This window comes from Variovorax palleresanus (assembly GCF_051144945.1).
GTDB classification, from domain to species: Bacteria; Pseudomonadota; Gammaproteobacteria; order Burkholderiales; family Burkholderiaceae_C; genus Variovorax; species Variovorax paradoxus_S.
The window spans coordinates 712,011-735,017 of record NZ_JBJNVP010000002.1 but is presented as its reverse complement, the minus strand read 5'-3'; the positions used below and the strand labels follow the sequence as shown (position 1 = coordinate 735,017).

The window sequence follows — 23,007 nt, the reverse complement described above, 5'->3', positions numbered from 1 at the left end:
GTGAAAGTAGACGTTCGTATCCTCGATCCACGCATGGTGGATCAATTGCCCGCCTATGCCACCCCCGGCAGCGCAGGGCTCGATCTCAGGGCCTGCCTCGATGCACCCATCACGCTGGAGCCCAATGCGTGGCAGCTCGTGGGCACCGGCATCGCGATCCACCTGGCGGACCCGGGCTATGCGGCGCTGATCCTTCCGCGCTCCGGCCTCGGCCACAAGCACGGCATCGTGCTGGGCAATCTCGTGGGCCTGATCGACAGCGACTACCAGGGCGAACTGAAGATCAGCGCATGGAACCGCAGCGACACGCCCTTCGTGCTCCAGCCGATGGAGCGGCTCGCGCAGCTCGTGATCGTACCCGTGGTGCAGGCGGAGTTTCGCGTGGTCACAGAATTTGCAGCTTCGCAACGAGGCGAGGGCGGCTACGGGTCCACCGGCAAGCACTGACCTCGTCTTCGCGTATCGGGCCGGTAAAGATCGGAACCGTCAGTTCGCGGCCCGCTCCTACGTTTCGGTGTGTGTCACGCGTCATCCCTCTTGCGGGAAGGGCGTTAGACACAGGCTTGGTGCATCCGAATGCACCCATTATTTCGAGGAGCCTTCAACATGAAAATTTCAACGCGCTTCGTTTCCATCGGCGCTTCCGCGCTGGCGCTTGCCACGCTCACGGCCTGCGTCGCTCCCGCGCCGGTCTATCACACCACGCGCTACCCCTACCAGGCGCCGCCACAGGCCGTTCCGTACCAGGAGGCGGCGTATGTCGAGTATGGCCACGTGGCCAATATCGAAGTGATGCGCAGTGAAACCGGCGGCACCGGCACCACCGGCGGTGGCGCCGTGGCGGGTGGTGTCGTGGGCGGCGTGGTGGGCAACCAGTTCGGGCACGGCAGCGGCCGCGCCGCGGCAACCGCCCTCGGCATCGTGGGCGGTGCGCTGCTGGGCAACACCATCGAGGCACAGCGCAACGGCCCGCGCGCCTACGAGAGCTATCGCATCTCCGTGCAGACCGATCGCGGCGGCTATCGGGCCTTCGACGTGCAGCACCCGGGCGACTTGCGCATCGGCGACCGCGTGCGCATCGACAACGGCCAGATCTCGCGCATGTAACCCGCCTTGCGGCGGTTTTCGCGAGCAGCAAAAAGCCGGGCAGTGCCCGGCTTTTTGCTGGCTGCGGCAGCGGTACGTCCGCCTTTCGGTCAGTGCAGCAGATCGTTGCCCGGCGCCGTTGGAGGCACCTTGAAAAAGGCCGTGCCCGCAGTGCCGCTGCCGACTTCTTCTTCCGTGGCTTCGCGCACCGAGCGCACCGTGATGTCGAGCCGGATCGCGATGCCCGCGAGCGGATGGTTGCCGTCCAGCACCAGGTGCTCCGGGTAGATTTCGGCCACGGTGTAGATCACGTCCTTGGGCATGGCGTCGCTCACGCCCTTGGGCAGTGCCGCGCCGTCGAAGGTCATGCCTTCCTCGGTGCCTTCGGGAAACAGCGAGCGCGGCTCGAGAAAGAGCAGCTGATCGTTGAAGTCGCCGAAGCCCTGCTCGGGCTCGAGCTGCAATTGCACCCGCGCACCGGGCTCATGGCCCTGCAGGGCGGCTTCGATCACGTCGAAGAGGTCATCGCCCCCGACCATGAATTCCACCGGTTCGTCGAGCACGTCCAACACTTCGCCCAGAGTGTCTTTCATTGTCCAGGTCAGGCCGACCACGCATTGTTCAGAGATTTCCATTGCAGAATTCTCCCATGGAGACTTCACAACCGCTGCCGTTGCTCGGCGGCCTGAGCGCCGCGCAGTTCATGCGGCAGTATTGGCAGAAAAAACCGTTGCTGGTGCGCCAGGCCATCCCCGCCATGGTGCCACCGATCGAGCGCGGCGCGCTGTTCGCCCTGGCCGAGCGTGAGGACGTGGAATCGCGCCTCATCCGCCAAGGCAAGGCCGGCTGGACGCTCAGGCACGGGCCGCTTGCGCGGCGTGCGCTGCCGCCGCTGAAGCAGCCCGCATGGACGCTGCTGGTGCAGGGCGTCGACCTGCATCACGACGGCGTGCATGCATTGCTGCAGCAGTTCCGCTTTCTGCCCGACGCACGGCTGGACGACCTGATGATCAGCTACGCGAGCGACCAGGGCGGCGTGGGCGCGCATTTCGACAGCTACGACGTGTTCCTGCTGCAGGCGCAGGGCACGCGGCGCTGGTCGATCGGCAAGCAGAGCGACCTGCGCCTGCAGCAGGGCGTGCCGCTCAAGATCCTCGAGCATTTCGAGCCCGAGCAAAGTTTTGTGCTCGAGCCGGGCGACATGCTCTATCTGCCGCCGCGCTATGCGCACGATGGCGTGGCGGTTGGCGACGACTGCATGACCTGCTCCATCGGCCTGCGTTCGTCCGCGGTGGGCGAGCTTGGCGCCGACCTGCTGGCACGCATCGCGCAGGCCTATTCGGAGGCGCTCGAAGATGCGGGCCCGGCCGAGCTGGCGCGCTACCGCGATCCGACGCAGCCCGCGGTCGATGCGCCGGCCGCCATGCCGGCCGCGCTGCAGGCCTTCGCGCGCAAGGCCGTCGATGCCGCACTGCGCGACCCCGACGCGATCGACCGCGCACTGGGCGAATCGCTCACGGAGCCCAAGGCCAATGTCTGGTTCGACGAAGGTGCCGAAGCGCCGGATGGGTTGAACCAGGTGGTGCTCGACCGCCGCACGCGCATGCTTTACGACGCGCGGCACCTGTACATCAACGGCGAGAGCTTTCGCGCCGGCGGGGCCGATGCAACGCTGATGCGGCGGCTGGCCGACCGGCGCGCGCTCGGTCCACGCGAACTGGCGCGTGCGAGCGAGGGTGCGCTGGCGCTCTTGGCCGAGTGGTGCGAAGCGGGGTGGGTTCATGCAGGCTGAGACGCCCGTGCCTTCGGAACCGTCCCTGCCCGAAGGACGGTTCGATGGCCGCGAGGCCTTCGAGGGCATCGTGCGGGCTGCGCTCGAGAACGCGTCGCGCCAAGGCTGGAGGGAACTGGTTCTCAGCGACCCCGACTTTGCCGATTGGCCGCTCGGCGAGCGGGCCAGCATCCAGGCGCTACAGGCGTGGTCGGCCACCGGCCGCCGGTTCATCCTGCTGGGACAGCGCTTCGACGTCATCGAACGTGCTCACACGCGGCTGGTGCCCTGGCGGCGCATGTGGGACCACATCATCGAATGCAGGGCGGTCCGGCCGGAGGCGGGGAGCCCCGCGGTGCCGAGTGCCATCTGGACTCCCGATTGGTTCGCGCACCGGCACGATCCGGAACGCAGCCGCGGCGTGTGTGGCTTCGACCCGCGTGCGCGGCGCGAACTTCGAGAAACAATTGATGAATCTTGGCGGGCAGGTCGGCCCGCATTTCCGGCATCGACACTGGGCTTGTAAGCCAATGCCGCGAATGAGGCTGCGAGACACAAACGGGCAGTGATGCGGGTCTAGAATTTTTTCGTTCAGATGTCCATCGCCAAAGGAGTTTCCATGAAGAAGTCGTCTTCCGTCCTGCTCGCCTCGCTGATCGCCGCTGCCGCACTCGTGGCTTGCGGAAAGAAAGAGGATGCCGCGCCGGCGGTCGTGACCCCACCGCCCGCGCCGGTCACCGAGCCGGCGCCTCCGCCGCCTGCGGTTGCCCCGGCGCCGTCGACCAGCGATCCCGCCGCTGCAACGCCTTCGCCGGGCGCCTCGTCGGCTCTGGACGCCGCCAATGCCGCGACAGAGGCTGCCAAGAAGAACCAGGCGCCAAAGCAGTAAGCAAGGCCCGCACGGGGCGTTTCATGCGCCCGGCAAAAAGCCGCCCTGGGGCGGCTTTTTGCATGGGGCTCGAAAAGGGCAGGCGGGCTGTTGCGCTCAGACGTCCAGCCAGGGTGAGCCTTCCGACGCACTGGCCGTGAGCATCTCGGCCTCGTGGCCGCCGAGGGCGTCGGCCATCAGGCGCCGCACGATCTCGGGACGGTTGTTCTGCTCGCTCAGATGCGCCGCGACCACATGGCGCAGGCCGTCGTGGCGCACCGCGCGCGCAATGTCCGCGGCCGCCGTGTTCGACAAGTGGCCATGCTTGCCGCCCACGCGCAGCTTGAGAAATGCCGGATAGGCCGAATTGGCCAGCAGTTCGCTGTCGTGGTTGAACTCGAGCAGCAGCGCATGCACGCCGCTGAGCCTGGAAAGCACGTGGGCCGTGGCATGGCCCAGGTCGGTGAGTACGCCCAGGGTGCGGGCGCCGTCGGAGCAGCGCAGCTGCAGCGGCTCGCGCGCATCGTGCGGCACGGTAAAGGGCCGCACCGCGATGTCGCCGACCGCAAATTCCGCATCGTCCCGCGCGAGGTTGAGCCGGCCTTCGAAATCCCGTGCGCCGGTGGCGAGCCAGGTGCCTTCGCTCATCCACACGGGAATGCGGCTGCGCCGCGACAGCGAATGGGCGCAGCCGATGTGGTCGCCGTGCTCGTGGGTGACGAAGATCGCGTCGATGTCGCCGGCCGCGAGGCCCGCCTTGGCGAGCCGCAGATCGAGCTGCCGCAGGCCGAAGCCGCAGTCGATCAGGAGCCGAGAGGTGCGGCCGCCGCTGGTGGATTCGACCAGCGCGGCGTTGCCCGTGCTGCCGCTGCCGAGGCTTCGGAAGCGGAGCATGCGGGTTACTTCAGGTCGTCGGCAATGACCTGGACGATGCGCTGTGCGTTGGCCGAGGTTTCGGGCGCGCCGGATTCGTTCAGGACCGAGACGGTGGTGCTCTCGCCCTGGCTCTTCACGAGAATGCGGAACTTGATCGGGGACTCGTTCTTGCTCGAGCTGCTGAACAGCTTGCCGAAGAAGCCGGGTTCCTTCTTGTCGGGGTTCGGCGTCACGTAGCGCACGTAGTAGAGGCCGGCGCTGCGGTCGCGGTCTTCCACGGTGAAGCCGGTGCGGTCGAGTGCCAGGCCCACGCGGCGCCATGCGCGGTCGAAGCCTTCGCTGATCTGCACGACCGGCTGGCCGCTGACGGCGGCAACGGTTGCGGTCTTGGTCGGCGCGGTGGTTGCGGCCAGGATCTTCGACTGCTCTTGCGAGACGCCGAGCTTGACCATCAGGCGGCGCAGGAACTCGGTTTCGAGTTCAGGGTCGCTCGGGCGGGGCTGCCACACGGTCTGGTCCTGTCGGCTGTTGTTGTAGACCTCCTGCATGCCGCGGTGGCTGATGAAGATCTCGGTGCCGGTGGGCGTGCGCTCCAGGCGGGTGCGGAAGCGGTCGAGTTCGCCGGTCGAGTAGACCGAATCGACCAGCTTGCCCAGCGTGCCACGGATGATGTCCTGCGGCAGCTTGGCGCGGTTCTCGGCCCAGTCGGTTTCCATGATGCCAAGGTTGCGCTGCTCGGTGGTCAGGAGGAAGCCGCTTTCCTGCCAGAAGTCTTTCACCGGGTCCCAAAGCTGGTCGGGCGAGCGGTTGATGATGATCCAGCGCTGCGTGCCCGAGCGCTCCATGCGCACGTCGCCGATGTTGGCCACCGCGGTCGGAATGCCCGGCGCGTTGGCAACGCCGGCCTGGTAGGCGTTGGCCGTGACCGCGCCGCCCGGCACCGCATAGCGGTTTTCGCGCGAAAGCTGCGACAGGTCGGGCGGAACTTCGAGCGTCGGGGCCTTGCCGGCACTCTTGTAGTCGATCTTGTCGCTCTCGAGGACGGAGCAGGCGGCGAGGCTGACAACGAGGGCCAGCAGTGCGAATCGCGAGATGTGCGAAAGGTTCTTCAACGTCGTCTTCCTTGTTGGAATGGGTTCGATCAATCTAGGGGCCGCATTGCCCGCACTCTCTGAGCACGGTTCGGGCAAAAGGTTGCTTGACCTTGGTGCGGCAGGCGAAAAAGAAGTGCAGGGGGTGTCGAGGAGCGGCGCGCCGGCTCAGCCCTTCAGCAGGCCGGTGGCGCGCAGGGCGGCCTCGACCACGGGCTGGTTCGCTTCGGCCAGCTCGGTGAGTGGCAGCCGCAGCGTGCCTCCGCACAGGCCGAGCCTGGACATGGCCCACTTGACCGGGATCGGATTGGGCTCGACGAACAGATGGCGATGCAGCGGCATGAGCTCGAACTGGATCTCCATGGCGCGCCGCACGTCGCCTGCAATGGCCGCAACGCACAGTTCGTGCATCTTGCGCGGCGCGATGTTGGCCGTGACGCTGATGTTGCCCTGGCCGCCGCAGAGCATGAGGGCCACGGCGGTCGGATCGTCGCCCGAATACACGGCAAAGTGCTTGGGCAGGTCGCGAATGAGCCACTGCGCGCGTTCGATGTTGCCGGTGGCTTCCTTGATGCCAATGATGCCCGGCACCTGGGCCAGGCGCAGCACGGTGTCGTGCGCCATATCGGCCACGGTGCGGCCGGGCACGTTGTACAGCACGGTGGGCAGGTCGCCCACGGCTTCGGCGATGGCCTTGAAGTGCTGGTACTGGCCTTCTTGCGTCGGCTTGTTGTAGTAGGGCACGACCTGCAGCTGCGAATCGGCGCCCACGCCCTTGGCGAAGCGGGCGAGCTCGATGGCTTCCTTGGTCGAGTTGGCGCCGCAGCCGGCCATCACGGGCACGCGGCCCTTGGCCTGCTCGACCGCCACGCGGATGATTTCGCAATGCTCTTCCACGTCGACCGTGGGCGATTCGCCGGTGGTGCCGACCACGCCGAGGCAGTCGGTGCCTTCGTCGATGTGCCAGTCGATCAGCCGGCGCAGGGCGGGATAGTCGACACTGCCGTCGTCGTGCATCGGCGTGACGAGAGCGACGATGCTGCCTGTCAGTTGCTCCAAGGGGGAATCTCTCTGTCGGTGGACGAAAGCGCCGATTCTACTTACTCTGGGGTCGGCGGAAACCGGCCCCCCGGTGGGGTCAGTTTCCCCGCAGCGGATGGCGCGCGGGCTGGCCCGGGCCGGCCTCGCCGGCACGGACGGCGGCAATGCGCTGAACGAAGCGTGGCGGCTCGTCAAGAAAGCCGTCTTCATAGGCCACCACGCGCAGCTCCCGGCAGGCGGCCAGCAGTTCGCCGGGCTGCAGCAGGAAGTCCGGGCGCGAGGGCTTGCCCACGCTTTCGTTGCCGGCGGCAAAGGTTTCGTAGAGCAGCACGCCACCCGGCGCGACCGCGGCCACGATGTCAGCCAAGCGCGGCCGCCACAGGTAGTTGGTGACGACCACTGCGCCGAAAGCCTCGCCCGCGAAAGGCCAGGGGCCGGATTCGATGTCGGCGGTCAGGGTATGGCCGAAGGCACCTGCGGCCTGGGTGGCTTCCGGTGAGCGATCGACGCCGGTGACCGCATGCCCGCGCGCCGCGAACCATTGCATGTGCCGCCCCGGGCCGCAGGCCACGTCGAGCACGGTGGCGCCGGGCGCGAGCAGGTGCGACCACTTCACGATCCATTCCGAGGGCGCCAGTCCGGCGTGCGGGTTTGCCATGTCTTTCATGGCGATCAGAAGCAGGACCAGACCTGGTCGACCAGTGTCACCAGAAAGCTCGGGTGAACGTAGAGCGCGAAAACGCCGCCCAGCACCGCCAGCGCGCCGGCCAGCCAGCCGGCATGCACGAGGCGATGGCGCAACTGCGAAGTCATGTATCGGTCCATTCTCCGTCGTCAGCCCGGCACCGCGGCCGGCCGGCCGCCGCGCGCAATGGCGCTTTCCTTGACCGGCAGGTTGATCAGCGCCGCGAACACGCCCAGGGCGATGGCGATGTACCAGACGATGTCGTAGCTCCCGGTGGTGTCGTACAGGTAGCCGCCGAGCCAGACGCCGATGAACGACCCCACCTGGTGGCTCAGGAACACGAAGCCGCTGAGCATCGACAGGTGTGCCACCCCGAAGATGCCCGCGATGATCGCATTGGTGGCGGGCACGGTCGAAAGCCACAGAAAGCCCATGGCCGCCGAGAACACATACACGCTGAGCGGCGAAATCGGCATCAGCAGGAACAGCATGATCGACACCGCCCGCGCAAGGTAGATGGCCGCCAGGATCTTGCGCTTGGCCAGCTTCTGCCCCAGCAGCCCGACCGTGTAGGCGCCGAACACGTTGAAGAGCCCGATCAGCGCCAGCGCGTAGCCCGCCACGTCGGCCGCCAGGCGCTGGTCGCGCAGGTAGGTCGGCATGTGGATGCCGATGAACGCAAGCTGGAAGCCGCAGACGAAGTATCCGGCCATCAGCAGGCCGAAGCTGGGGTAGCGGAAGGCCTCGCCCACGGCCTGCAGCACCGATTGGTCGCGGCGGCCGGCCAGCGCCCCGCGCTGCGGCTCGCGCAGGCCGAAGGCCAGCGGCACGATCACCAGAGCCAGCACCGCCACCACCGCCAGCGCGGTCTGCCAGCCAAGGCTGCCGATCAATCGGCCCTCGATGGGTGCCATCAAAAACTGGCCGAACGAGCCCGCCGCCGCCGCCACGCCCATGGCCCACGAGCGACGCTCGGCCGGAATCTGGCGCCCGATCACGCCGTAGACGACCGCATAGGTCGTGCCCGCCTGCGCCGCGCCGATCAGCACGCCGGCGCTCAGCGTGAACAGCAGCGGCGTGGGCGAATACGCCATGCCCAGCAGGCCCAGCGCATAGAACGCCGTGCCCGCGATCAGAACTCGGAAGGCACCGAAGCGGTCGGCCACCATGCCCGCGAACACGCCGAAGATGCCCCACGACAGGTTCTGGACGGCCAGCGCGAACGAGAAGGTCTGGCGCGTCCAGTCCTGCGCCTGGGTGATCGGCTGCAGCCAGAGGCCGAAGCCGTGGCGAATACCCATCGAAAGCGTGACGATCATGGCGCCGCAGATCAGCACCTGCTTGATCGAGAGAGTGGGAGGGGAGGCTTGCATTGCGTCGAATGTAGCGACTTGCATCCTCTGGCAGGTGGAGGGGCCTTGCGCCATTGATGATTTATAGCCAGTGCTTTGATGCGCCCCGGGCATCAAAGCAGACCGGCGCCGTGAACGCCGCGAAATTCGATGGCATGGAGCAGTTGCCGGGCGATGTTCCTGTATGGGTATCCAGTCATTTCGGTTCGACTGACTACAATCCGCCCCCATGGCGACTCCCCTCAAGACTCCCCCCAGTTCATCGTCCGCGTCCTCCGGGTATTCGGAAGGCTCCATCCGCGTGCTCAAGGGCCTGGAGCCCGTCAAGCAGCGACCGGGCATGTACACCCGGACCGACAACCCGCTGCACATCATCCAGGAAGTGCTCGACAACGCAGCCGACGAGGCGCTGGCGGGCTACGGCAAGAAGATCAAGGTCACGCTGCACGCCGACAACTCGGTCAGCATCGAAGACGACGGCCGCGGCATTCCGTTCGGCCTGCACCCTGAAGAAAAGGCCCCGGTGGTCGAGCTGGTGTTCACCCGGCTGCACGCGGGCGGCAAGTTCGACAAGGGCTCGGGTGGCGCCTACAGCTTCTCGGGCGGGCTGCACGGCGTGGGCGTGTCGGTGACCAATGCGCTGTCCAAGCGGCTCGAAGTCGTCTCGCATCGCGAAGGCTCCGTGGCCAGGCTGGCGTTCAGCGCCGGCGACGTGATCGAGGCGCTCGAAATCCGCAAGCTCGAGGCCGGCGAGCGCCGCCAGGGCACCACCGTGCGCGCCTGGCCCGACGCCAAGTATTTCGAGACCGCCGCGCTGCCCATGAGCGAACTCACGCACCTGCTGCGCAGCAAGGCCGTGCTGATGCCGGGCGTGAGCGTCACGCTCACGGTCGAGAAGACCAAGGAAACGCAGCAGTGGCTCTACAAGGGCGGCCTGAGCGACTACCTGATGCAGACGCTGAGCGGCGACCCGGTGATTCCGCTCTTCGAAGGCAGCGGCCATGCCGACAAGAACGCCGACAATTTCGCCGAAGGCGAGGGCGCCGACTGGTGCGTGGCCTTCACCGAAGACGGCCAGCCGGTGCGCGAGAGCTACGTCAACCTGATTCCCACCAGCGCCGGCGGCACCCATGAAAGCGGCCTGCGCGACGGCCTGTTCACGGCGGTGAAGGGTTTCATCGAACTGCACTCGCTGCTGCCCAAGGGCGTGAAGCTCCTGCCCGAAGACGTGTTCGCGCGCGCTTCGTACGTGCTGAGTGCCAAGGTGCTCGACCCGCAGTTCCAGGGCCAGATCAAGGAACGGCTCAACTCGCGCGATGCGGTGCGGCTGGTGTCGAGCTTCGTGCGTCCCGCGCTCGAGCTGTGGCTCAACCAGCACGTCGACTACGGCAAGAAGTTGGCCGAACTGGCCATCAAGGCCGCGCAGACGCGCCAGCGCGCAGGCCAGAAGGTCGAGAAGCGCAAGGGCTCCGGCGTGGCCGTGCTGCCCGGCAAGCTGACGGATTGCGAGAGCAAGGACATCAGCCACAACGAAGTCTTCCTGGTCGAGGGCGACTCCGCCGGCGGCAGCGCCAAGATGGGCCGCGACAAGGAAAGCCAGGCCATCCTGCCGCTGCGCGGCAAGGTGCTGAACACCTGGGAAGTCGAGCGCGACCGGCTCTTTGCCAACACCGAAATCCACGACATCTCGGTGGCCGTGGGCGTCGATCCGCACGGCCCCGCCGACACGCCCGACATGAGCGGCCTGCGCTACGGCAAGATCTGCATCCTTTCCGATGCCGACGTGGACGGCTCGCACATCCAGGTGCTGCTGCTCACGCTGTTCTTCCGGCACTTTCCGAAACTCATCGAAGCCGGCCATGTTTATGTCGCAAAGCCGCCACTCTTTCGCGTGGACGCCCCGGCGCGCGGCAAGAAACCGGCTTCCAAGGTCTATGCGCTCGACGAGGGCGAACTGACCGCCACCCTGGATAAACTGCGCAAGGACGGCGTGCGCGAAGGCGCCTGGAACATCAGCCGCTTCAAGGGTCTGGGAGAGATGAGCGCGGAACAATTGTGGGAAACCACGCTCAATCCGGACACCCGGCGCCTGATGAAGGTGCAGCTGGGACGCTTCGACTTCACGTCCACCCAAGGGGAGATCACCAAGCTCATGGGCAAGGGCGAGGCAGCGGCTCGGCGCGAGCTGATGGAACTGCGCGCTGACGATGTCGACATCGATGTTTGACCACCCTCGTGAAAATTTCAGATTTCATGCGTCCGTTGTTCCTGGCCTTGCTGCTGCTTTGCACGCAGCAGGGGCTGGCGCACGCCGCTGACATCTACGGCTACGTCGACAGCAAGGGCGTGGCCCATTTCGCGGCGGAAAAGATCGACGAGCGCTACCAGATCTTCTTTCGCCGGGGCCAGAGCTTCGACACCTCGCAGGGCGTGTCGCCATTCGGACGCGGCGGGCGCAAGCTCGATGGGAAGGTGCCGCAAGCGTCGCAGACCCTGCTCGCTCTTTTCGAAGCCTCGCCCAGCTACAAGACCGCGAAGGCCGCGCTGCGCGATGCGGCGGACAAGCATTCGATCGACTACGAATTGCTGCAGGCGCTGATCGCCACCGAGTCGGGCTTCGATGCGCAGGCCGTGTCGCCCAAGGGCGCGATGGGGCTCATGCAGCTCATGCCAGGCACCGCGCAGCGCTACGGCGTCTCGGCGGACAAGCGCAGCAGCATCGAAAAGAAGCTGTTCGATCCGCGCATCAACATCGCCGCCGGCTCGCGCTACCTGCGCGACCTGATCGCCATGTTCCCGGGCCAGATCGAACTGGCGCTGGCCGCCTACAACGCCGGCGAGGGCGCCGTGCAGCGCGCGGGCAACAAGATTCCGAACTACAAGGAAACGCAGAACTACGTGCAGACGGTGCTGCAGCTCTACGCCTACCTCAAGCCGTCGGCGGCGCTGGGCGGTGGAGGTGGCAGCAATGCGCGCGGCGGCAAGGCGCCGGGGCGCATTCGCATGGAGCTCACGGTGCCGAAGGGCGGCGCCCTGGGCCGTGGCAACCTGCCGCCCGACTCGCCAAGCGGCATGCCGGCCATGCCCGACATGCCCGAGCAGCCGACGGTATCGGACGGCACAGCGGAAGTGCCGCTGTCCTGAACATGCCGCATCCGCGTTTTTCGTCGCCGATCACTGGGTTGAGCGCATAAAAGGCGCACGGCCCGACAACTGTTTTTCTTTTTCTCTTCTACATGGACTCCCAACCTCCGCTCGATCTCCAGGGTCCCACCGACGGCGACACCACCCTCACGCTGGCCGATTACGCACAAACCGCCTATCTCGAATACGCGCTCAGCGTGGTCAAGGGCCGCGCGCTCCCCGACGTGTCCGACGGCCAGAAACCGGTGCAGCGGCGCATCCTCTATTCGATGTCGCGCATGGGCCTGGGCTTTGGCGGCGCCAACGGCACCGTGGGTGCCAAGCCCGTCAAGAGCGCGCGCGTGGTGGGCGACGTGCTCGGCCGCTTCCATCCGCACAGCGACCAAGCGGCCTATGACGCGCTGGTGCGCATGGCGCAGGATTTTTCGCAGCGCTACCCGCTGGTCGACGGCCAGGGCAACTTCGGCAGCCGCGACGGCGACGGCGCCGCGGCCATGCGCTACACCGAGGCGCGGCTCGCGCGCATCACCAGCCTGCTGCTCGACGAGATCGACGAAGGCACGGTCGACTTCATTCCCAATTACGACGGCAGCACCGAAGAACCGCGCCTCTTGCCCGCGCGCCTGCCGTTCACGCTGCTCAATGGCGCCAGCGGCATCGCGGTCGGCCTGGCCACCGAGATCCCGAGCCATAACCTGCGCGAGATCGCCGATGCCTGCGTGGCGCTGATCAAGGCGAACGGCAAGCTCAGCGACGAGGAGCTGCTGCAGATCGTGCCCGGCCCCGACTATCCCGGCGGCGCCCAGATCATCAGTGGCCCGGCCGACATCGCCGACGCCTACCGCACCGGCCGCGGCTCCCTCAAGGTGCGCGCGCGCTGGAAGATCGAAGATCTTGCGCGCGGCCAGTGGCAGCTCGTGGTCAACGAGTTGCCGCCCGGCGTCAGCACGCAGAAGGTGCTCGAGGAAATCGAGGAAATCACCAACCCGAAGGTCAAGGCCGGAAAGAAGGCCCTCTCCGCCGACCAGACCCAGCTGAAGGCCGCGATGCTCTCGGTGCTCGACGTGGTGCGCGACGAATCCAGCAAGGACGCCGCGGTGCGCCTGGTGTTCGAGCCCAAGACCTCGCGCATCAGCCAGGACGAGTTCATCACCACGCTGCTCGCGCAGACCTCGCTCGAAACCTCGTCGCCGATCAACCTCACGATGGTGGGCATCGACGGCAAGCCCACTCAGAAGTCGCTGCGCCAGATGCTCAACGAGTGGATCGCGTTCCGCGAGATCACGGTTGAAAAGCGCTCGCGACATCGGCTCAACAAGGTGCTGGAGCGCATCCACATCCTCGAAGGCCGGCAGCTGGTGCTGCTCAACATCGACGAGGTGATTGCGATCATCCGCGCAGCGGAAGACCCGAAGGCCGCGCTCATCGCGCGCTTCAACCTCAGCGAACGCCAGGCCGAGGACATCCTTGAAATCCGGCTGCGCCAACTCGCGCGGCTCGAGGCCATCAAGATCGAGCAGGAGCTGAAAGGCCTGCGCGAAGATCAGAAAAAGCTCGAAGACATCCTCGGCAGCCCGACCGCGCTGCGCCGCCTGCTGGTGAAGGAGATCGAGTCCGACGCCAAGACCTTCGAAGACCCGCGCCGCACGCTGATCCAGGCCGAGAAGCGTGCCGTGGCCGAAGTCAAGGTGGTCGACGAGCCCGTCACCGTGATCGTTTCGCAGAAGGGCTGGGTCCGTGCGCAGAAGGGCTGGGCCAGCGAGAAGAACGGCGCCAACGGCTCTGCGGCACCCGAATACAGCTTCAAGTCCGGCGATGCCCTTTACGGCGCCTTCGAATGCCGCAGCGTCGACACGCTGCTGGTCTTCGGTAGCGCCAAGGACAAATCGGTGCGCGTCTACACGGTGCCGGTGGCGTCGCTCCCTGGCGCGCGCGGCGACGGCCAACCCGTGACCACGCTCATCGAACTCGATGCCGGCACGCACGTCACGCATTTCTTCGCGGGGCCGGTGGGCGCAAGCGTGCTGCTGGCCAATACAGGCGGCTACGGCTTCATCGCCACGGTCGAGAACATGATGTCGCGCCAGCGCGGCGGCAAGGCCTTCATCGACGTGGGCGAGGGCGAGCAGCTCTGCCGGCCCTCGCTGGTGGGCGGCGCGAGCGGCGCGGAGCCGATGCCGGCGGCCACGCACGTGGCCTGCGCCTCGACCGGCGGCCGCATCCTGACCTTCGACATCACCGAGCTCAAGAGCCTGCCCAAGGGCGGCCGCGGCCTCACGCTGATCGACCTGGAAGCGAAGGACACGCTGGCGGGCGCCGCGGCCTACACGCGCAGCGTGAAGATCGAAGGCATCGGCCGCGGTGGCAAGGAGCGCGACGAGACGCTGGAAATCCGCACGCTCAACAACGCGCGCGGCAGCCGCGCGCGCAAGGGCAAGGCGGCCGACCTCGGCTTCAAGCCGGCCAGCATCGTGAGGGTGCTGTGATGGGCGGCATCGACATCAGCGTCATCGGCCTCTTCATTGCGGTGGTCACCGGCCTTGCCAGCTTCTGGTTCGGCCGCCGCATGCGCCTGAAGCGCGGGGCCAAGCAGCGCGAGAAGGACCGCATCGCGGCGCAGGCCAACGAAACCCGGCAGCAGCGCCGGGCGCGCGAGCGCAAGGAGCGCAATTAGAGGGCTGTTGCAGGCCTCAATGCAGGCCCTGCCACCAGCGCTCGTTGGTGCGCGCCTTGCCCACCGTCAGCACTTCGCCGATCACCGGCGTCGCCAGTTCGATCTTCTTGGCTTCCGACAGGTCCGCAATGCGATCGAGCGGATCGTGCCAGGTGTGAAAGGCGAGGTCGAAGGTGCTGTTGTGCACTGAATAGAGCACCTTGCCACGCAGGTCTTCGAAGGCCTGCACGCTCTGCTCGGGCGTCATGTGCACGGCGGGCCAGTAGGCGTCGTAGGCGCCGTTTTCCATCAGCGCCAGGTCGAAGCCGCCGAAGCGCTCCCCAATCTGCTTGAAGCCCGGGAAATAGCCCGAGTCGCCGCTGTAGAAGATGCGCTGATCGCCGCTTTGCACCACCCATGAGGCCCACAGCGTGCGGTCGCGGTCGGTCAACGTGCGGCCCGAGAAGTGCTGCGCCGGCGTGGCGGTGAGCTTCACGCCGTCGTGTTCGCCGCCTTGCCACCAGTCGAGCTCGGTCACACGCTCCGCGGGCACGCCCATGGCCACGATCCGCGCACGCACCCCCAGCGGCACGAAGTAGCGCTGCACGCGCTGCGCCAGGTACTCGATGGTGGCCACGTCGAGGTGGTCGTAGTGGTCGTGCGAGAGGATCAGGCCTTCGATCGGCGGCAGCTGCTCGAGCGTGAGCGGCGGCTTGTGGAAGCGCTTGGGCCCGGCGAAGCTGAACGGCGAGGCCCGCTCGCTGAACACCGGATCGATCAGCCAGTATTTGCCCTGCAGCTTGAGCAGGTGCGACGAATGGCCGAGCCGCACCACGTGGTTGGCTTTGTTGTCGAGCGTGTCCAGGTCGGCGGTACTCAGCATGCGCACCGGAATCGGATCGACCGGCACGGTGTCGACCTTGCTGCCGACGATGAAGCGCGACCAGATTCGCCATGCGCTCGCGGAAGGCATGACTTCGGGGTTCGGCAGATTCTGGAAGGTGCAGCCCTTGAACTGCGGCGACCCGTCGTAGCGCACCTCGCAGCCGCTGTTGCTGGTGCATGCGGCCACCAGCGTGCAGCTGGCCGCGAACAGCAGGGTGCCGCAGCGGCGGAAGCTGCGCTGGAGGAGATTCGCGGGGCGGGCGTCTTCGTTCATGGGCTCGGGTGTGGTCGGGTTTTGCGGCGCGAGCTTAGCCCGGGCGCCGCGCCGAATGGTTTCAGCGGCAGAAACATTCGGCGCAAAGGGGCATTTGCGCGGCCCGCCACCTGTCGTATGCCATGCGTTCTATGGATGGCAAGGACCTGGCGCGGCACACTGAAAAGCGCCGCGTCTTGCGGTTTTGCGAGCATGGAAGAGGTGCACACACCATGAGCAGCAACCGCTATCCCATCATCTACGTGCGCGGCTACGCGATGACCGAAGCCGAGCGCGACGACACTGCCGCCGATCCGTTCTGCGGCTTCAATGTGGGCTCCACCGTGTACCGCGCCACGGTCAAGAAGGACGCGCCGGCGCAGAAGTTCGTCTTCGAATCTCCGGTGGTGCGGCTGCTGGCCGACTACCAATACCAGAGCGTCTATCAAAACGGCCTGGACATCCTGGACAACGACTGGAAGCCTTCGCCCGACGAAACCGGCAAGGACGTGGACGGCATTCCGGCTGCCTCCATCGTCATCTACCGCTACTACGACAGCGGCTCGGAGCTGCTCGGCGACGGCAAGTCGCGGGACGTGAAGATCTACGCGCAGGGTTTGAGCAAGCTGATCCTTCGCGTGCGCGACCTGGTGGCGCTGCGCGAGGGGCCCGCTTTCCCGGCGGCCGACTTCCGCTGCTACCTGGTGGCGCATTCGATGGGCGGGCTGGTGGTGCGGGCCTTCCTGCAGAACCCGGCGCTCGGCGATGCGGCGGCGCGCGCCTGCGTGGACAAGGTGTTTACCTATGCCACGCCGCACAACGGCATCGACATGGGCGGCGTCAACGTGCCGGCCTGGCTCACGGCCAACGAGATGAACACCTTCAACCGCGAGAAGATGTCGGAGTTTCTGGACACGGCGCCGGTCGACGGCCGCATGGACTACCTGCCGGCCGCGTCCTTTCCGGCCGAGCGCTTCTTCTGCATGGTGGGCTCCAACCGCGGCGACTACGAAGCGGCCAAGGGCCTTTCGCGCATGTTCGCGGGCCACGGCAGCGACGGGCTGGTGCGCATCGAGAATGCCTCGCTCTGGTCCATCGACGAGCTGAAACGCAGCAAGCCCGTGGCCACCGCCTACGCCTTTCGTTCGCACTCGGGCTACTTCGGCATCGTCAATTCCGAGGAGGCCTACCAGAACCTCGTGCGCTTTCTGTTCGGCGACGTGCGCGTCGATCTCTGGTTCGACGTCGATGGCGTCACCTTGCCGCCCGACCTGCCCAAGGACGCCGACGTCGATGCGCTCTACCAGGTCGAGCTGCTGGCCGCGCCGCGCGGCAAGCGCTGGTACCTGAGCCGGCGCGTGGCCGAGGAAGACTCGCCCGCCTGCCGCACGCACAAGGAACTGACCGATCCGGAAAAGCCCGAGCGCCGCTCGATCTATCTCTCGACCGTGTTCCTTGCCAACAAGGCCCGCGTGAAGCAGGACCGGCCGACGCTGGCCTACGCCATGACGCTGGGCGTGCGCGTGCCCGACTACCAGGTGAACAAGAAGTTCTGGCTCGACGGCCACTACGAAGGCAGTTCGCTGTTCCGCGACACGCTGGTCATCGAGATCGCGCCGCCCCGGGCGGACGATCCGGCGCAGAACTGGAACGTCAAGTACGGCTGGCAGACCGACACCGCGGGGCAGGCGTCGCTGCCGATCAGCCCGAAGCAGCTGGCCAATGGCAAGCTGCAGTTCATCGTGCCGCTTTCAAGCCTGGGCGCGGCACCTGCGGCGCCGGGCATCAGCGGCAAGGTGCGGCTCGAGGTGAGCGCCTGGAGCTGAAGCGGCGCCCCGGAAGGCCGGCTCCGGGGTCATACTCTGTGACCCAAGGTCCTGCTTTCCATCACCATGAAAACTGCCGTCCTCGTCATCGACATGCAGCGTGGCCTCTGTGACGATCCGCCTCGCCCTCACGAGGCCGGAGAGGTCGTGCAGCGGATCAATGCGCTCACCGAACGCGCGCGTGGCGCAGGCGTGCCGGTGGCCTTCATCCAGCACGAGAACGCCGTCGACCTGGAGTTCGATTCCGAGCGCTGGCAGCTGGCCGATGCGCTGCACGTCGATGCGCGTGACACCAAGATCCGCAAGACCACGCCCGACTCTTTCCTGCGCACGCCGCTCGAGGCCTGGCTGACCGGGAAAGGCGTGCAGCGCGTGGTGGTCTGCGGCTATTCGTCGGAGTTTTGCGTGGACACCACCACGCGCCGCGCCGCCGGGCTGGGCTACGAGGTCACGCTCGCGGCCGACGCGCACACCTCGCACGACAAGCCGCACGCCACAGGCGCCTTCATTCGTGCGCACCACAATGCCACGCTCTCGGACATCACGAGCTTTGGCGTGCCGATCCGCGCGGTCGACAGCGCGGAGATCGCGTTCGGCGACTGAGTGCCGCTACGGCATGCGTCCGGTGGAGAGCGCAGAGGCCCAGTCCGGACGCGCGTGCTCCAGAGCCAGCGCAGCCATGGCCGCGTGGTCATACGGCACGGCAATGAGCGTCGAGATCCAGGCACCTTCCGACCGCTCGACGATGGCATAGCGCGCATCCGGCGAACCTGTTTCGACGGCGTGCGGATAGGGATGGATATCGTCATACGCCGGCAGGCCGACGCTGCCCGGATTGACGATCAGCTGCCCGCCGGATGCGCGGGCCACGCGCGGCACGTGCGTGTGACCGCACGCGATCAGCTCGGCATCGACCTTGCCAAGGCGCGCATCGATTTCCGGCATGGTTGCCGCGCGGAAGTTCGAGGACTCGACGGTCTCCAGAAAGTACTCGAGATCGCTCGCCGGTGTGCCATGGCAGAGCAAAACTTCCGCACTGAAGCGAAAGCTCGGCCCCAGCGACGCCATCCATGCGAATTCCTTCCCGCCGAGCCTCGAATGCGCGAACTCGTCCGACGGTCCTCGCCGGCCGGAGGGCAGGGTAAGAAGCTGGCGCTCATGGTTCCCGGCAAGATGAACCCAGTCCTGGGCCATCAGGAACTGCGCGGTCTCCAGCGGCATCAGCGGACCGGAGAGGCTGTCGCCCAGGTTGACGACGGCGTCCACGCCGCGGCGGCGGATGTCCTTGACCACGGCCTCGAGTGCAGGAAGATTCCCATGGATGTCGGAGACGATCGCAATGCGCATTCGCAAACCCTGTGCAGGCAACGGAGAGAGGGGAGAGGGGCGCGATCTTAGTCCGAGCCCGGCCGCCACACCCGCGCCAGCGCGGCCAGCTTGCCCCTGAAGCCCAGCCGGTCGTTCGAGAGCGCATCGATGAAGTCGGAAAGCCGCTGCGACTTCACCATGGTGTAGATGGTCAGCCAGGTCGTGAACCCGAACACCACGCCGAAGGAGATCACCTTGCGCCACAGCGGCGCGTCGGCCTCGGCGAGGAGGTTCATGCCGAGAAAGCCTGTCGTCACCGTGCCGATCAGGCCGAACAGCGTGACCACGGTGAGGCGGACCACGGTGCTGGCTTGCCGGCGCAGGCTGTCTGCATCCAGGTAGGTGTTCATGTCGGCGATGCGCGCCTTGACCTCGTCGTAGAGCGGATCGAGCCCGAGGTGCGCGGTGCACATGTGGGAGAGCGCGCGCACCTGCGCCTGCTCCGAGATCTCGTGGAACCAGTAGCGGTGCGTGAAGCGCAGAAAGCGTTCGAAGCTCGCGCGGATGGCGCGCTTGAACTGCTTCACGCTCGGCGTGCTGCGGATGTCGAGCCGCTTGAGGGCCTCCACGAGCTGGTCCGAGAACATCAGGAGCGAGGCCTTCTGGAAGTGCGCGATGAGAAACAGCAGGAAGTGCTGGTGCCTGAACTGCGCGAGCACGCCGCGGTCGCGGCAACAGAAGAACTCGGAGCGTGCATCGCCCACCACGACCAGTGCGTGGCCGTTGCACAGGTAGCGCGTGTTGGGCGCCGCGCCCGCATCGACCCAGAAGCGGTCGTAGCAATAGCGCTTCTCGAAGTCGGCAAGATGCTGGTCGGCATAGGGCAGGTGCGACTGCTGCGCCGCATCGGCCTCGGCGGCGCCGGTGACCAGTCCGAGCCGGATGAAGTCGTTGCGCGAGAGGCGCTTGGGATCGTCGAGCGAAAGATATGCCATCACCGGCATGCGGTAGTACTCGATCTGGCGGTAACGCAGAAGGCCAGGGTCGTCGGAATGGTCGCTCACCAGCGGCTGCATCAGATAGGCCCAGTGGGCCGAGATGCGCGGCGCGCGGTGCTGGGCCACGTGCGAAAGAAAGGCTTCGCGTTGCTGCGCATCCGAACGCGCGAGCACGCTGCCATCGGCAGCCAGCCATTCGACGCTGGCCATGCAATGCAGCGCGCCGCCCTCGGCATTCCAGCCGGCCGGATACGCGCGGCCGAAACGGTAGAGCAGGTCTTGCGCCTGCGCCAGGCTCAGGTGGTCCGCGCCAACTTCGAGGTTGAGCATCACCACGTCGATGTCGAAGAAGAAATACAGGTCGCAATGCACCACGTCGAGTGTGATGGGCGCATCGCCGGCTTGCGCGACCACGCGCACTGCCGCAATGTCGTGGCGGCGGAATACGCGCATCGGCGAATCGCCGCCGTGGCCGTCTTCATTGCCGCTCTTGCTCTTGGAGCGGCCCTCGCCGTAGAGAAAGCGCTGCACGTACGGCAGGAAGCTCACGAACTCGTTGTAGTGCCGTTCGTGAAAGCGGCTGCTGTCGCCGGTGTATTCATCGATCTCTTCGCGCCATGGCGAGGCATCGCCCATCTCGCGCAGCACGTGCCAGGGACCGTGGTGCGAAGGCTTGTCGTCCGGAGCCGGCATCAGCCGCAGGGGCCAGAGCAGGGCCTGCCTGAAATGCTGCACGGCAGGCGGCGCATAGGCGCCCGCCAGGGATGCGCTTGCCTCTGCGCGGACAGGAGCCTCGGGTGTATTCAGCATCGCATGAGTGTAGGCAGAAGGACTGTCAAAAGGCTGACCTAGGGGAATCCCTAGGTAGGCCTGAAACCGGTTTCATATAAGCTGCAAGCATTGCTTCCGAGGCATGCGCGCGGCCACGCCGTGTTTGCCGCACCCATGAATTACCAGTTTCAATTCGACGCCGTCTTCGCTGCCTGGCCGCTGCTGCTCAAGGGCACCTGGATCACCGTCCAGCTCTCCCTGGTGGCCACGCTGCTGGGCCTGGTGGTCGCTATCTTCTGCGCCTGGGGCAAGACATCGGGGCCAGGCTGGTTGCGCTTCATCGTCAATGCGTACATCGAGGTGATCCGCAACACGCCGTTCCTCGTGCAGCTGTTTTTCTTCTTCTTTGCACTGCCCGCCATCGGGCTGCGCTGGTCGCCGCAAACGGCCGCGCTGGTGGCCATGGTGGTGAACCTGGGCGCATATGCGACCGAGATCATTCGCGCGGGCATCGAGTCGATTCCCAAGGGGCAGATCGAGGCGGGCAGGGCGCTCAACCTGAAGCCCTGGGAGATCTTCCGCTTCGTGATCATCAAGCCCGCGCTCAAGGCCATCTATCCGGCGCTCACGAGCCAGTTCATCCTCTTGATGCTGAGCTCGGCCGTGGTGTCGGTCATCTCGGCCGACGACCTGACTTCGGTGGCCGCCAACCTGCAGTCGCAGACCTTCCGCAGTTTCGAGATCTACATCGTGGTGGCTGCCATCTACCTGGCACTGGCGCTGGCGTTCTCGGCGCTGTTCAAGCTCATCTACAAGCGCACGCTCAACTACCCGGACCGCCGGTAACAGGCCACGCACCCGAGCACAAACAATCATGCGTACCTTCGGCTTTCCCGAATTCCTTTTCATTCTCGAAGCGGCCAAGTGGACGCTGGCGTTGTCGGCCATTGCCTTCATTGGCGGCGCGATCCTGGGGCTGACCATCGCGCTCATGCGCACCTCCGATTCGACCTGGGCACGCACCGTGTCGACGGTGTTCATCCAGATCTTCCAGGGCACGCCGCTGTTGCTGCAGCTGTTCCTGATCTTCTTCGGCGCGCCGGTGCTCGGGCTCGACATCAACCCGTGGATTGCCGCGGGCGTGGCGCTCGTTCTCAACAGCGCGGCCTTCCTGGGCGAGATCTGGCGCGGCTGCATCCAGGCCATTCCGCGCGGCCAATGGGAGGCGGCCGAGGCGCTGAGCCTCAAGTACAGCGCGCGCATGCGCGACGTGGTGCTGCCGCAGGCCTTCAAGATCGCGCTCGCGCCCACGGTGGGCTACCTGGTGCAGATCATCAAGGGCACCTCGCTCGCGGCCATCATCGGCTTTGCGGAGATCACCCGCGCGGGCCAGATCATCAACAACGCCACCTTCCAGCCGCTCGTCGTGTTCTCGGTGGTGGCCGCCATCTACTTCGCGATCTGCTGGCCGCTGTCGCTGCTCGCTGCCCGCATGGAGCGCAGGCGCGCGCAGGCCCTGGCCCGCTGATTCCCTTTTCTCGTCGCTTTCTTTCTTTTTCCCGGAGACACATCCCCATGACCCGTATCACCACCCGCCGCGTTGCGCTGGCAGCTCTCGGCCTGGGCGCCGCGCTCACGGTGTTCGCACCCTTTGCCTCGGCGCAGTCCGTCGCCGACATCAAGAAGAAGGGCGAGATCACCATCGGCATGCTGGTCGACTTTCCGCCCTACGGCACCACCAATGTGCAGAACCAACCCGACGGCTACGACGCCGACGTGGCCAAGCTGCTGGCCAAGGAGTGGGGCGTCAAGGCCAACATCGTGCCGGTGACCGGCCCGAACCGCATTCCCTTCCTGCTGACCAACAAGGTCGACGTGCTGGTCGCCTCGCTGGCCATCACGCCCGAGCGTTCGAAGCAGGTGCAGTTCTCGCAGCCCTATGCGGCCGCGACCATCGTGCTGTACGGTGCCACCAAGACGCCTATCAAGGCGGCGGGCGACCTGAAGGGCCTGCGCGTGGGCGTGGCCCGCGCCTCGACGCAAGACGTGGCCGTGACCAAGGCCGCGCCCGAAGGCACCGAGATCCGCCGCTTCGACGACGATGCCTCGGCCATGCAGGCGCTGATCTCCGGCCAGGTCGATGCCATCGGCTGCTCGGTCACCGTCGCAGCGCAGATCGCCAAGCGCGTGCCCGCCGGCACCTACGAAAACAAGTTCACGCTGGTGCAGCAATCGATGGGCATCGCGATGCGTCCGGGCCAGGACGACCTGCACAAGGCGGTCAACGAATTCGTCGCGAAGAACACTGCCAACGGCGAGCTCAACAAGCTCTACCAAAAGTGGCTGCAGGCCGACCTGCCCAAGATGCATTGAGCCGCCAAGGCAGAGAAAAACGAGGA

Annotated in this window: 24 protein-coding genes; 14 read left to right on the top strand and 10 right to left on the bottom strand. The window is 66.3% G+C overall.

Annotation, left to right across the window (positions count from 1 at the left end; all coding sequences use genetic code 11):
- Both dut and ACJ7Z0_RS07175 read left to right on the top strand, forming a co-directional pair.
- Positions 1-447 carry a dUTP diphosphatase gene (gene dut, locus ACJ7Z0_RS07180; protein WP_431130032.1) on the top strand — a complete coding sequence of 149 codons (447 nt, stop codon included), beginning with the start codon at positions 1-3 and terminating at the stop codon, positions 445-447.
- A gap of 159 nt (positions 448-606) precedes the next feature.
- Positions 607-1,107 carry a glycine zipper 2TM domain-containing protein gene (locus tag ACJ7Z0_RS07175; protein ID WP_434789280.1) on the top strand — a complete coding sequence of 167 codons (501 nt, stop codon included), beginning with the start codon at positions 607-609 and terminating at the stop codon, positions 1,105-1,107.
- An 89-nt stretch (positions 1,108-1,196) separates the two neighbouring features.
- On the opposite strand, the gene ACJ7Z0_RS07170 is transcribed toward ACJ7Z0_RS07175, so the two are convergent.
- Positions 1,197-1,721: an FKBP-type peptidyl-prolyl cis-trans isomerase gene (locus ACJ7Z0_RS07170; protein WP_093017545.1), complete on the bottom strand. Its 525-nt coding sequence runs from the start codon at positions 1,719-1,721 to the stop codon at positions 1,197-1,199.
- A 14-nt stretch (positions 1,722-1,735) separates the two neighbouring features.
- On the opposite strand from ACJ7Z0_RS07170, the gene ACJ7Z0_RS07165 reads away from it, so the two are divergent.
- The 3 genes from ACJ7Z0_RS07165 (at position 1,736) to ACJ7Z0_RS07155 (ending at position 3,746) form a co-directional block, all read left to right on the top strand.
- Positions 1,736-2,878, top strand: coding sequence for a JmjC domain-containing protein (locus ACJ7Z0_RS07165; protein ID WP_434789279.1), 1,143 nt, complete (start codon positions 1,736-1,738; stop codon positions 2,876-2,878).
- The gene (locus tag ACJ7Z0_RS07160; RefSeq protein WP_434789278.1) at positions 2,868-3,383 is read left to right on the top strand and encodes a hypothetical protein; all 516 of its coding nucleotides are present in this window, start codon (positions 2,868-2,870) and stop codon (positions 3,381-3,383) included. Before ACJ7Z0_RS07165 ends, ACJ7Z0_RS07160 begins: the two co-directional genes overlap by 11 nt.
- Before the next feature lie 93 nt (positions 3,384-3,476).
- The gene (locus ACJ7Z0_RS07155; RefSeq protein WP_431130043.1) at positions 3,477-3,746 is read left to right on the top strand and encodes a hypothetical protein; all 270 of its coding nucleotides are present in this window, start codon (positions 3,477-3,479) and stop codon (positions 3,744-3,746) included.
- Positions 3,747-3,842: 96 nt separating this feature from the next.
- Here the strand turns inward: ACJ7Z0_RS07155 and ACJ7Z0_RS07150 are convergent, their stop codons facing one another.
- The 6 genes from ACJ7Z0_RS07150 to ACJ7Z0_RS07125 all read right to left on the bottom strand — a co-directional run bounded on the left by ACJ7Z0_RS07150 (position 3,843) and on the right by ACJ7Z0_RS07125 (position 8,791).
- The gene (locus ACJ7Z0_RS07150) at positions 3,843-4,619 is read right to left on the bottom strand and encodes an MBL fold metallo-hydrolase (protein ID WP_434789277.1); all 777 of its coding nucleotides are present in this window, start codon (positions 4,617-4,619) and stop codon (positions 3,843-3,845) included.
- Between the two features lie 5 nt (positions 4,620-4,624).
- On the bottom strand, positions 4,625-5,713 hold the full coding sequence (gene bamC / locus ACJ7Z0_RS07145; protein WP_434789276.1) for an NlpB/DapX family lipoprotein: 1,089 nt from the start codon (positions 5,711-5,713) through the stop codon (positions 4,625-4,627).
- A 147-nt stretch (positions 5,714-5,860) separates the two neighbouring features.
- The gene (dapA, locus tag ACJ7Z0_RS07140) at positions 5,861-6,787 is read right to left on the bottom strand and encodes a 4-hydroxy-tetrahydrodipicolinate synthase (protein WP_434792626.1); all 927 of its coding nucleotides are present in this window, start codon (positions 6,785-6,787) and stop codon (positions 5,861-5,863) included.
- Positions 6,788-6,830: 43 nt separating this feature from the next.
- Complete coding sequence (locus ACJ7Z0_RS07135; RefSeq protein ID WP_434789275.1) at positions 6,831-7,400, bottom strand: class I SAM-dependent methyltransferase; 570 nt, start codon at positions 7,398-7,400, stop codon at positions 6,831-6,833.
- Positions 7,401-7,405: 5 nt separating this feature from the next.
- The gene (locus tag ACJ7Z0_RS07130) at positions 7,406-7,546 is read right to left on the bottom strand and encodes a hypothetical protein (protein ID WP_175543267.1); all 141 of its coding nucleotides are present in this window, start codon (positions 7,544-7,546) and stop codon (positions 7,406-7,408) included.
- Positions 7,547-7,567: 21 nt separating this feature from the next.
- Positions 7,568-8,791 carry an MFS transporter gene (locus ACJ7Z0_RS07125; protein WP_434789274.1) on the bottom strand — a complete coding sequence of 408 codons (1,224 nt, stop codon included), beginning with the start codon at positions 8,789-8,791 and terminating at the stop codon, positions 7,568-7,570.
- A gap of 208 nt (positions 8,792-8,999) precedes the next feature.
- Between ACJ7Z0_RS07125 and ACJ7Z0_RS07120 the strand changes: the two genes are divergently transcribed.
- The 4 genes from ACJ7Z0_RS07120 (at position 9,000) to ACJ7Z0_RS07105 (ending at position 14,588) form a co-directional block, all read left to right on the top strand.
- Positions 9,000-10,997 carry a DNA topoisomerase IV subunit B gene (locus ACJ7Z0_RS07120; RefSeq protein ID WP_434789273.1) on the top strand — a complete coding sequence of 666 codons (1,998 nt, stop codon included), beginning with the start codon at positions 9,000-9,002 and terminating at the stop codon, positions 10,995-10,997.
- 26 nt (positions 10,998-11,023) lie between these two features.
- Positions 11,024-11,914, top strand: coding sequence for a lytic transglycosylase domain-containing protein (locus ACJ7Z0_RS07115; RefSeq protein WP_434789272.1), 891 nt, complete (start codon positions 11,024-11,026; stop codon positions 11,912-11,914).
- Between the two features lie 92 nt (positions 11,915-12,006).
- Positions 12,007-14,400, top strand: coding sequence for a DNA topoisomerase IV subunit A (parC, locus tag ACJ7Z0_RS07110; protein ID WP_434789271.1), 2,394 nt, complete (start codon positions 12,007-12,009; stop codon positions 14,398-14,400).
- Positions 14,400-14,588 carry a hypothetical protein gene (locus ACJ7Z0_RS07105; protein ID WP_434789270.1) on the top strand — a complete coding sequence of 63 codons (189 nt, stop codon included), beginning with the start codon at positions 14,400-14,402 and terminating at the stop codon, positions 14,586-14,588. The genes parC and ACJ7Z0_RS07105 overlap by 1 nt, the downstream gene beginning before the upstream one ends.
- 16 nt (positions 14,589-14,604) lie before the next feature.
- Here the strand turns inward: ACJ7Z0_RS07105 and ACJ7Z0_RS07100 are convergent, their stop codons facing one another.
- Positions 14,605-15,726, bottom strand: coding sequence for an MBL fold metallo-hydrolase (locus ACJ7Z0_RS07100; RefSeq protein ID WP_434789269.1), 1,122 nt, complete (start codon positions 15,724-15,726; stop codon positions 14,605-14,607).
- A gap of 212 nt (positions 15,727-15,938) precedes the next feature.
- Between ACJ7Z0_RS07100 and ACJ7Z0_RS07095 the strand changes: the two genes are divergently transcribed.
- Positions 15,939-17,531 carry an esterase/lipase family protein gene (locus ACJ7Z0_RS07095; RefSeq protein ID WP_434789268.1) on the top strand — a complete coding sequence of 531 codons (1,593 nt, stop codon included), beginning with the start codon at positions 15,939-15,941 and terminating at the stop codon, positions 17,529-17,531.
- A gap of 66 nt (positions 17,532-17,597) precedes the next feature.
- Positions 17,598-18,134 carry a cysteine hydrolase family protein gene (locus ACJ7Z0_RS07090; RefSeq protein WP_434789267.1) on the top strand — a complete coding sequence of 179 codons (537 nt, stop codon included), beginning with the start codon at positions 17,598-17,600 and terminating at the stop codon, positions 18,132-18,134.
- A gap of 6 nt (positions 18,135-18,140) precedes the next feature.
- On the opposite strand, the gene ACJ7Z0_RS07085 is transcribed toward ACJ7Z0_RS07090, so the two are convergent.
- A complete protein-coding gene (locus ACJ7Z0_RS07085) occupies positions 18,141-18,878 on the bottom strand; it encodes a metallophosphoesterase family protein (protein WP_434789266.1) in 738 nt (245 codons plus the stop codon).
- A 47-nt stretch (positions 18,879-18,925) separates the two neighbouring features.
- Positions 18,926-20,647, bottom strand: a complete 1,722-nt coding sequence (locus tag ACJ7Z0_RS07080; RefSeq protein WP_434789265.1) for a magnesium transporter CorA family protein — start codon at positions 20,645-20,647, stop codon at positions 18,926-18,928.
- A gap of 135 nt (positions 20,648-20,782) precedes the next feature.
- Between ACJ7Z0_RS07080 and ACJ7Z0_RS07075 the strand changes: the two genes are divergently transcribed.
- Genes ACJ7Z0_RS07075 through ACJ7Z0_RS07065 form a run of 3 tightly spaced genes read left to right on the top strand, consistent with a single transcriptional unit; the run spans position 20,783 to position 22,981 of the window.
- Entirely contained in the window at positions 20,783-21,454 is a 672-nt protein-coding gene (locus ACJ7Z0_RS07075) for an amino acid ABC transporter permease (RefSeq protein WP_434789264.1), read from the top strand.
- 28 nt (positions 21,455-21,482) lie between these two features.
- Positions 21,483-22,136 carry an amino acid ABC transporter permease gene (locus ACJ7Z0_RS07070; protein ID WP_434789263.1) on the top strand — a complete coding sequence of 218 codons (654 nt, stop codon included), beginning with the start codon at positions 21,483-21,485 and terminating at the stop codon, positions 22,134-22,136.
- Between the two features lie 47 nt (positions 22,137-22,183).
- Positions 22,184-22,981, top strand: a complete 798-nt coding sequence (locus ACJ7Z0_RS07065; protein ID WP_434789262.1) for a transporter substrate-binding domain-containing protein — start codon at positions 22,184-22,186, stop codon at positions 22,979-22,981.
- The last annotated feature ends 26 nt before the right edge of the window (positions 22,982-23,007 follow it).

Bases quoted from the DNA above. Each gene is read 5' to 3' on its own strand.
- ACJ7Z0_RS07105 (WP_434789270.1), top strand. From the start codon at position 14,400: ATGGGCGGCATCGACATCAGCGTCATCGGCCTCTTCATTGCGGTGGTC.
- ACJ7Z0_RS07100 (WP_434789269.1), bottom strand. From the start codon at position 15,726: ATGAACGAAGACGCCCGCCCCGCGAATCTCCTCCAGCGCAGCTTCCGC.
- ACJ7Z0_RS07150 (WP_434789277.1), bottom strand. From the start codon at position 4,619: ATGCTCCGCTTCCGAAGCCTCGGCAGCGGCAGCACGGGCAACGCCGCG.
- ACJ7Z0_RS07085 (WP_434789266.1), bottom strand. From the start codon at position 18,878: ATGCGCATTGCGATCGTCTCCGACATCCATGGGAATCTTCCTGCACTC.
- ACJ7Z0_RS07080 (WP_434789265.1), bottom strand. From the start codon at position 20,647: ATGCTGAATACACCCGAGGCTCCTGTCCGCGCAGAGGCAAGCGCATCC.
- ACJ7Z0_RS07175 (WP_434789280.1), top strand. From the start codon at position 607: ATGAAAATTTCAACGCGCTTCGTTTCCATCGGCGCTTCCGCGCTGGCG.
- ACJ7Z0_RS07135 (WP_434789275.1), bottom strand. From the start codon at position 7,400: ATGAAAGACATGGCAAACCCGCACGCCGGACTGGCGCCCTCGGAATGG.
- ACJ7Z0_RS07095 (WP_434789268.1), top strand. From the start codon at position 15,939: ATGAGCAGCAACCGCTATCCCATCATCTACGTGCGCGGCTACGCGATG.
- ACJ7Z0_RS07125 (WP_434789274.1), bottom strand. From the start codon at position 8,791: ATGCAAGCCTCCCCTCCCACTCTCTCGATCAAGCAGGTGCTGATCTGC.
- ACJ7Z0_RS07115 (WP_434789272.1), top strand. From the start codon at position 11,024: ATGCGTCCGTTGTTCCTGGCCTTGCTGCTGCTTTGCACGCAGCAGGGG.
- ACJ7Z0_RS07160 (WP_434789278.1), top strand. From the start codon at position 2,868: ATGCAGGCTGAGACGCCCGTGCCTTCGGAACCGTCCCTGCCCGAAGGA.
- ACJ7Z0_RS07075 (WP_434789264.1), top strand. From the start codon at position 20,783: ATGAATTACCAGTTTCAATTCGACGCCGTCTTCGCTGCCTGGCCGCTG.
- ACJ7Z0_RS07170 (WP_093017545.1), bottom strand. From the start codon at position 1,721: ATGGAAATCTCTGAACAATGCGTGGTCGGCCTGACCTGGACAATGAAA.
- parC (WP_434789271.1), top strand. From the start codon at position 12,007: ATGGACTCCCAACCTCCGCTCGATCTCCAGGGTCCCACCGACGGCGAC.
- ACJ7Z0_RS07090 (WP_434789267.1), top strand. From the start codon at position 17,598: ATGAAAACTGCCGTCCTCGTCATCGACATGCAGCGTGGCCTCTGTGAC.
- ACJ7Z0_RS07120 (WP_434789273.1), top strand. From the start codon at position 9,000: ATGGCGACTCCCCTCAAGACTCCCCCCAGTTCATCGTCCGCGTCCTCC.
- ACJ7Z0_RS07155 (WP_431130043.1), top strand. From the start codon at position 3,477: ATGAAGAAGTCGTCTTCCGTCCTGCTCGCCTCGCTGATCGCCGCTGCC.
- ACJ7Z0_RS07165 (WP_434789279.1), top strand. From the start codon at position 1,736: ATGGAGACTTCACAACCGCTGCCGTTGCTCGGCGGCCTGAGCGCCGCG.
- ACJ7Z0_RS07070 (WP_434789263.1), top strand. From the start codon at position 21,483: ATGCGTACCTTCGGCTTTCCCGAATTCCTTTTCATTCTCGAAGCGGCC.
- ACJ7Z0_RS07130 (WP_175543267.1), bottom strand. From the start codon at position 7,546: ATGACTTCGCAGTTGCGCCATCGCCTCGTGCATGCCGGCTGGCTGGCC.
- ACJ7Z0_RS07065 (WP_434789262.1), top strand. From the start codon at position 22,184: ATGACCCGTATCACCACCCGCCGCGTTGCGCTGGCAGCTCTCGGCCTG.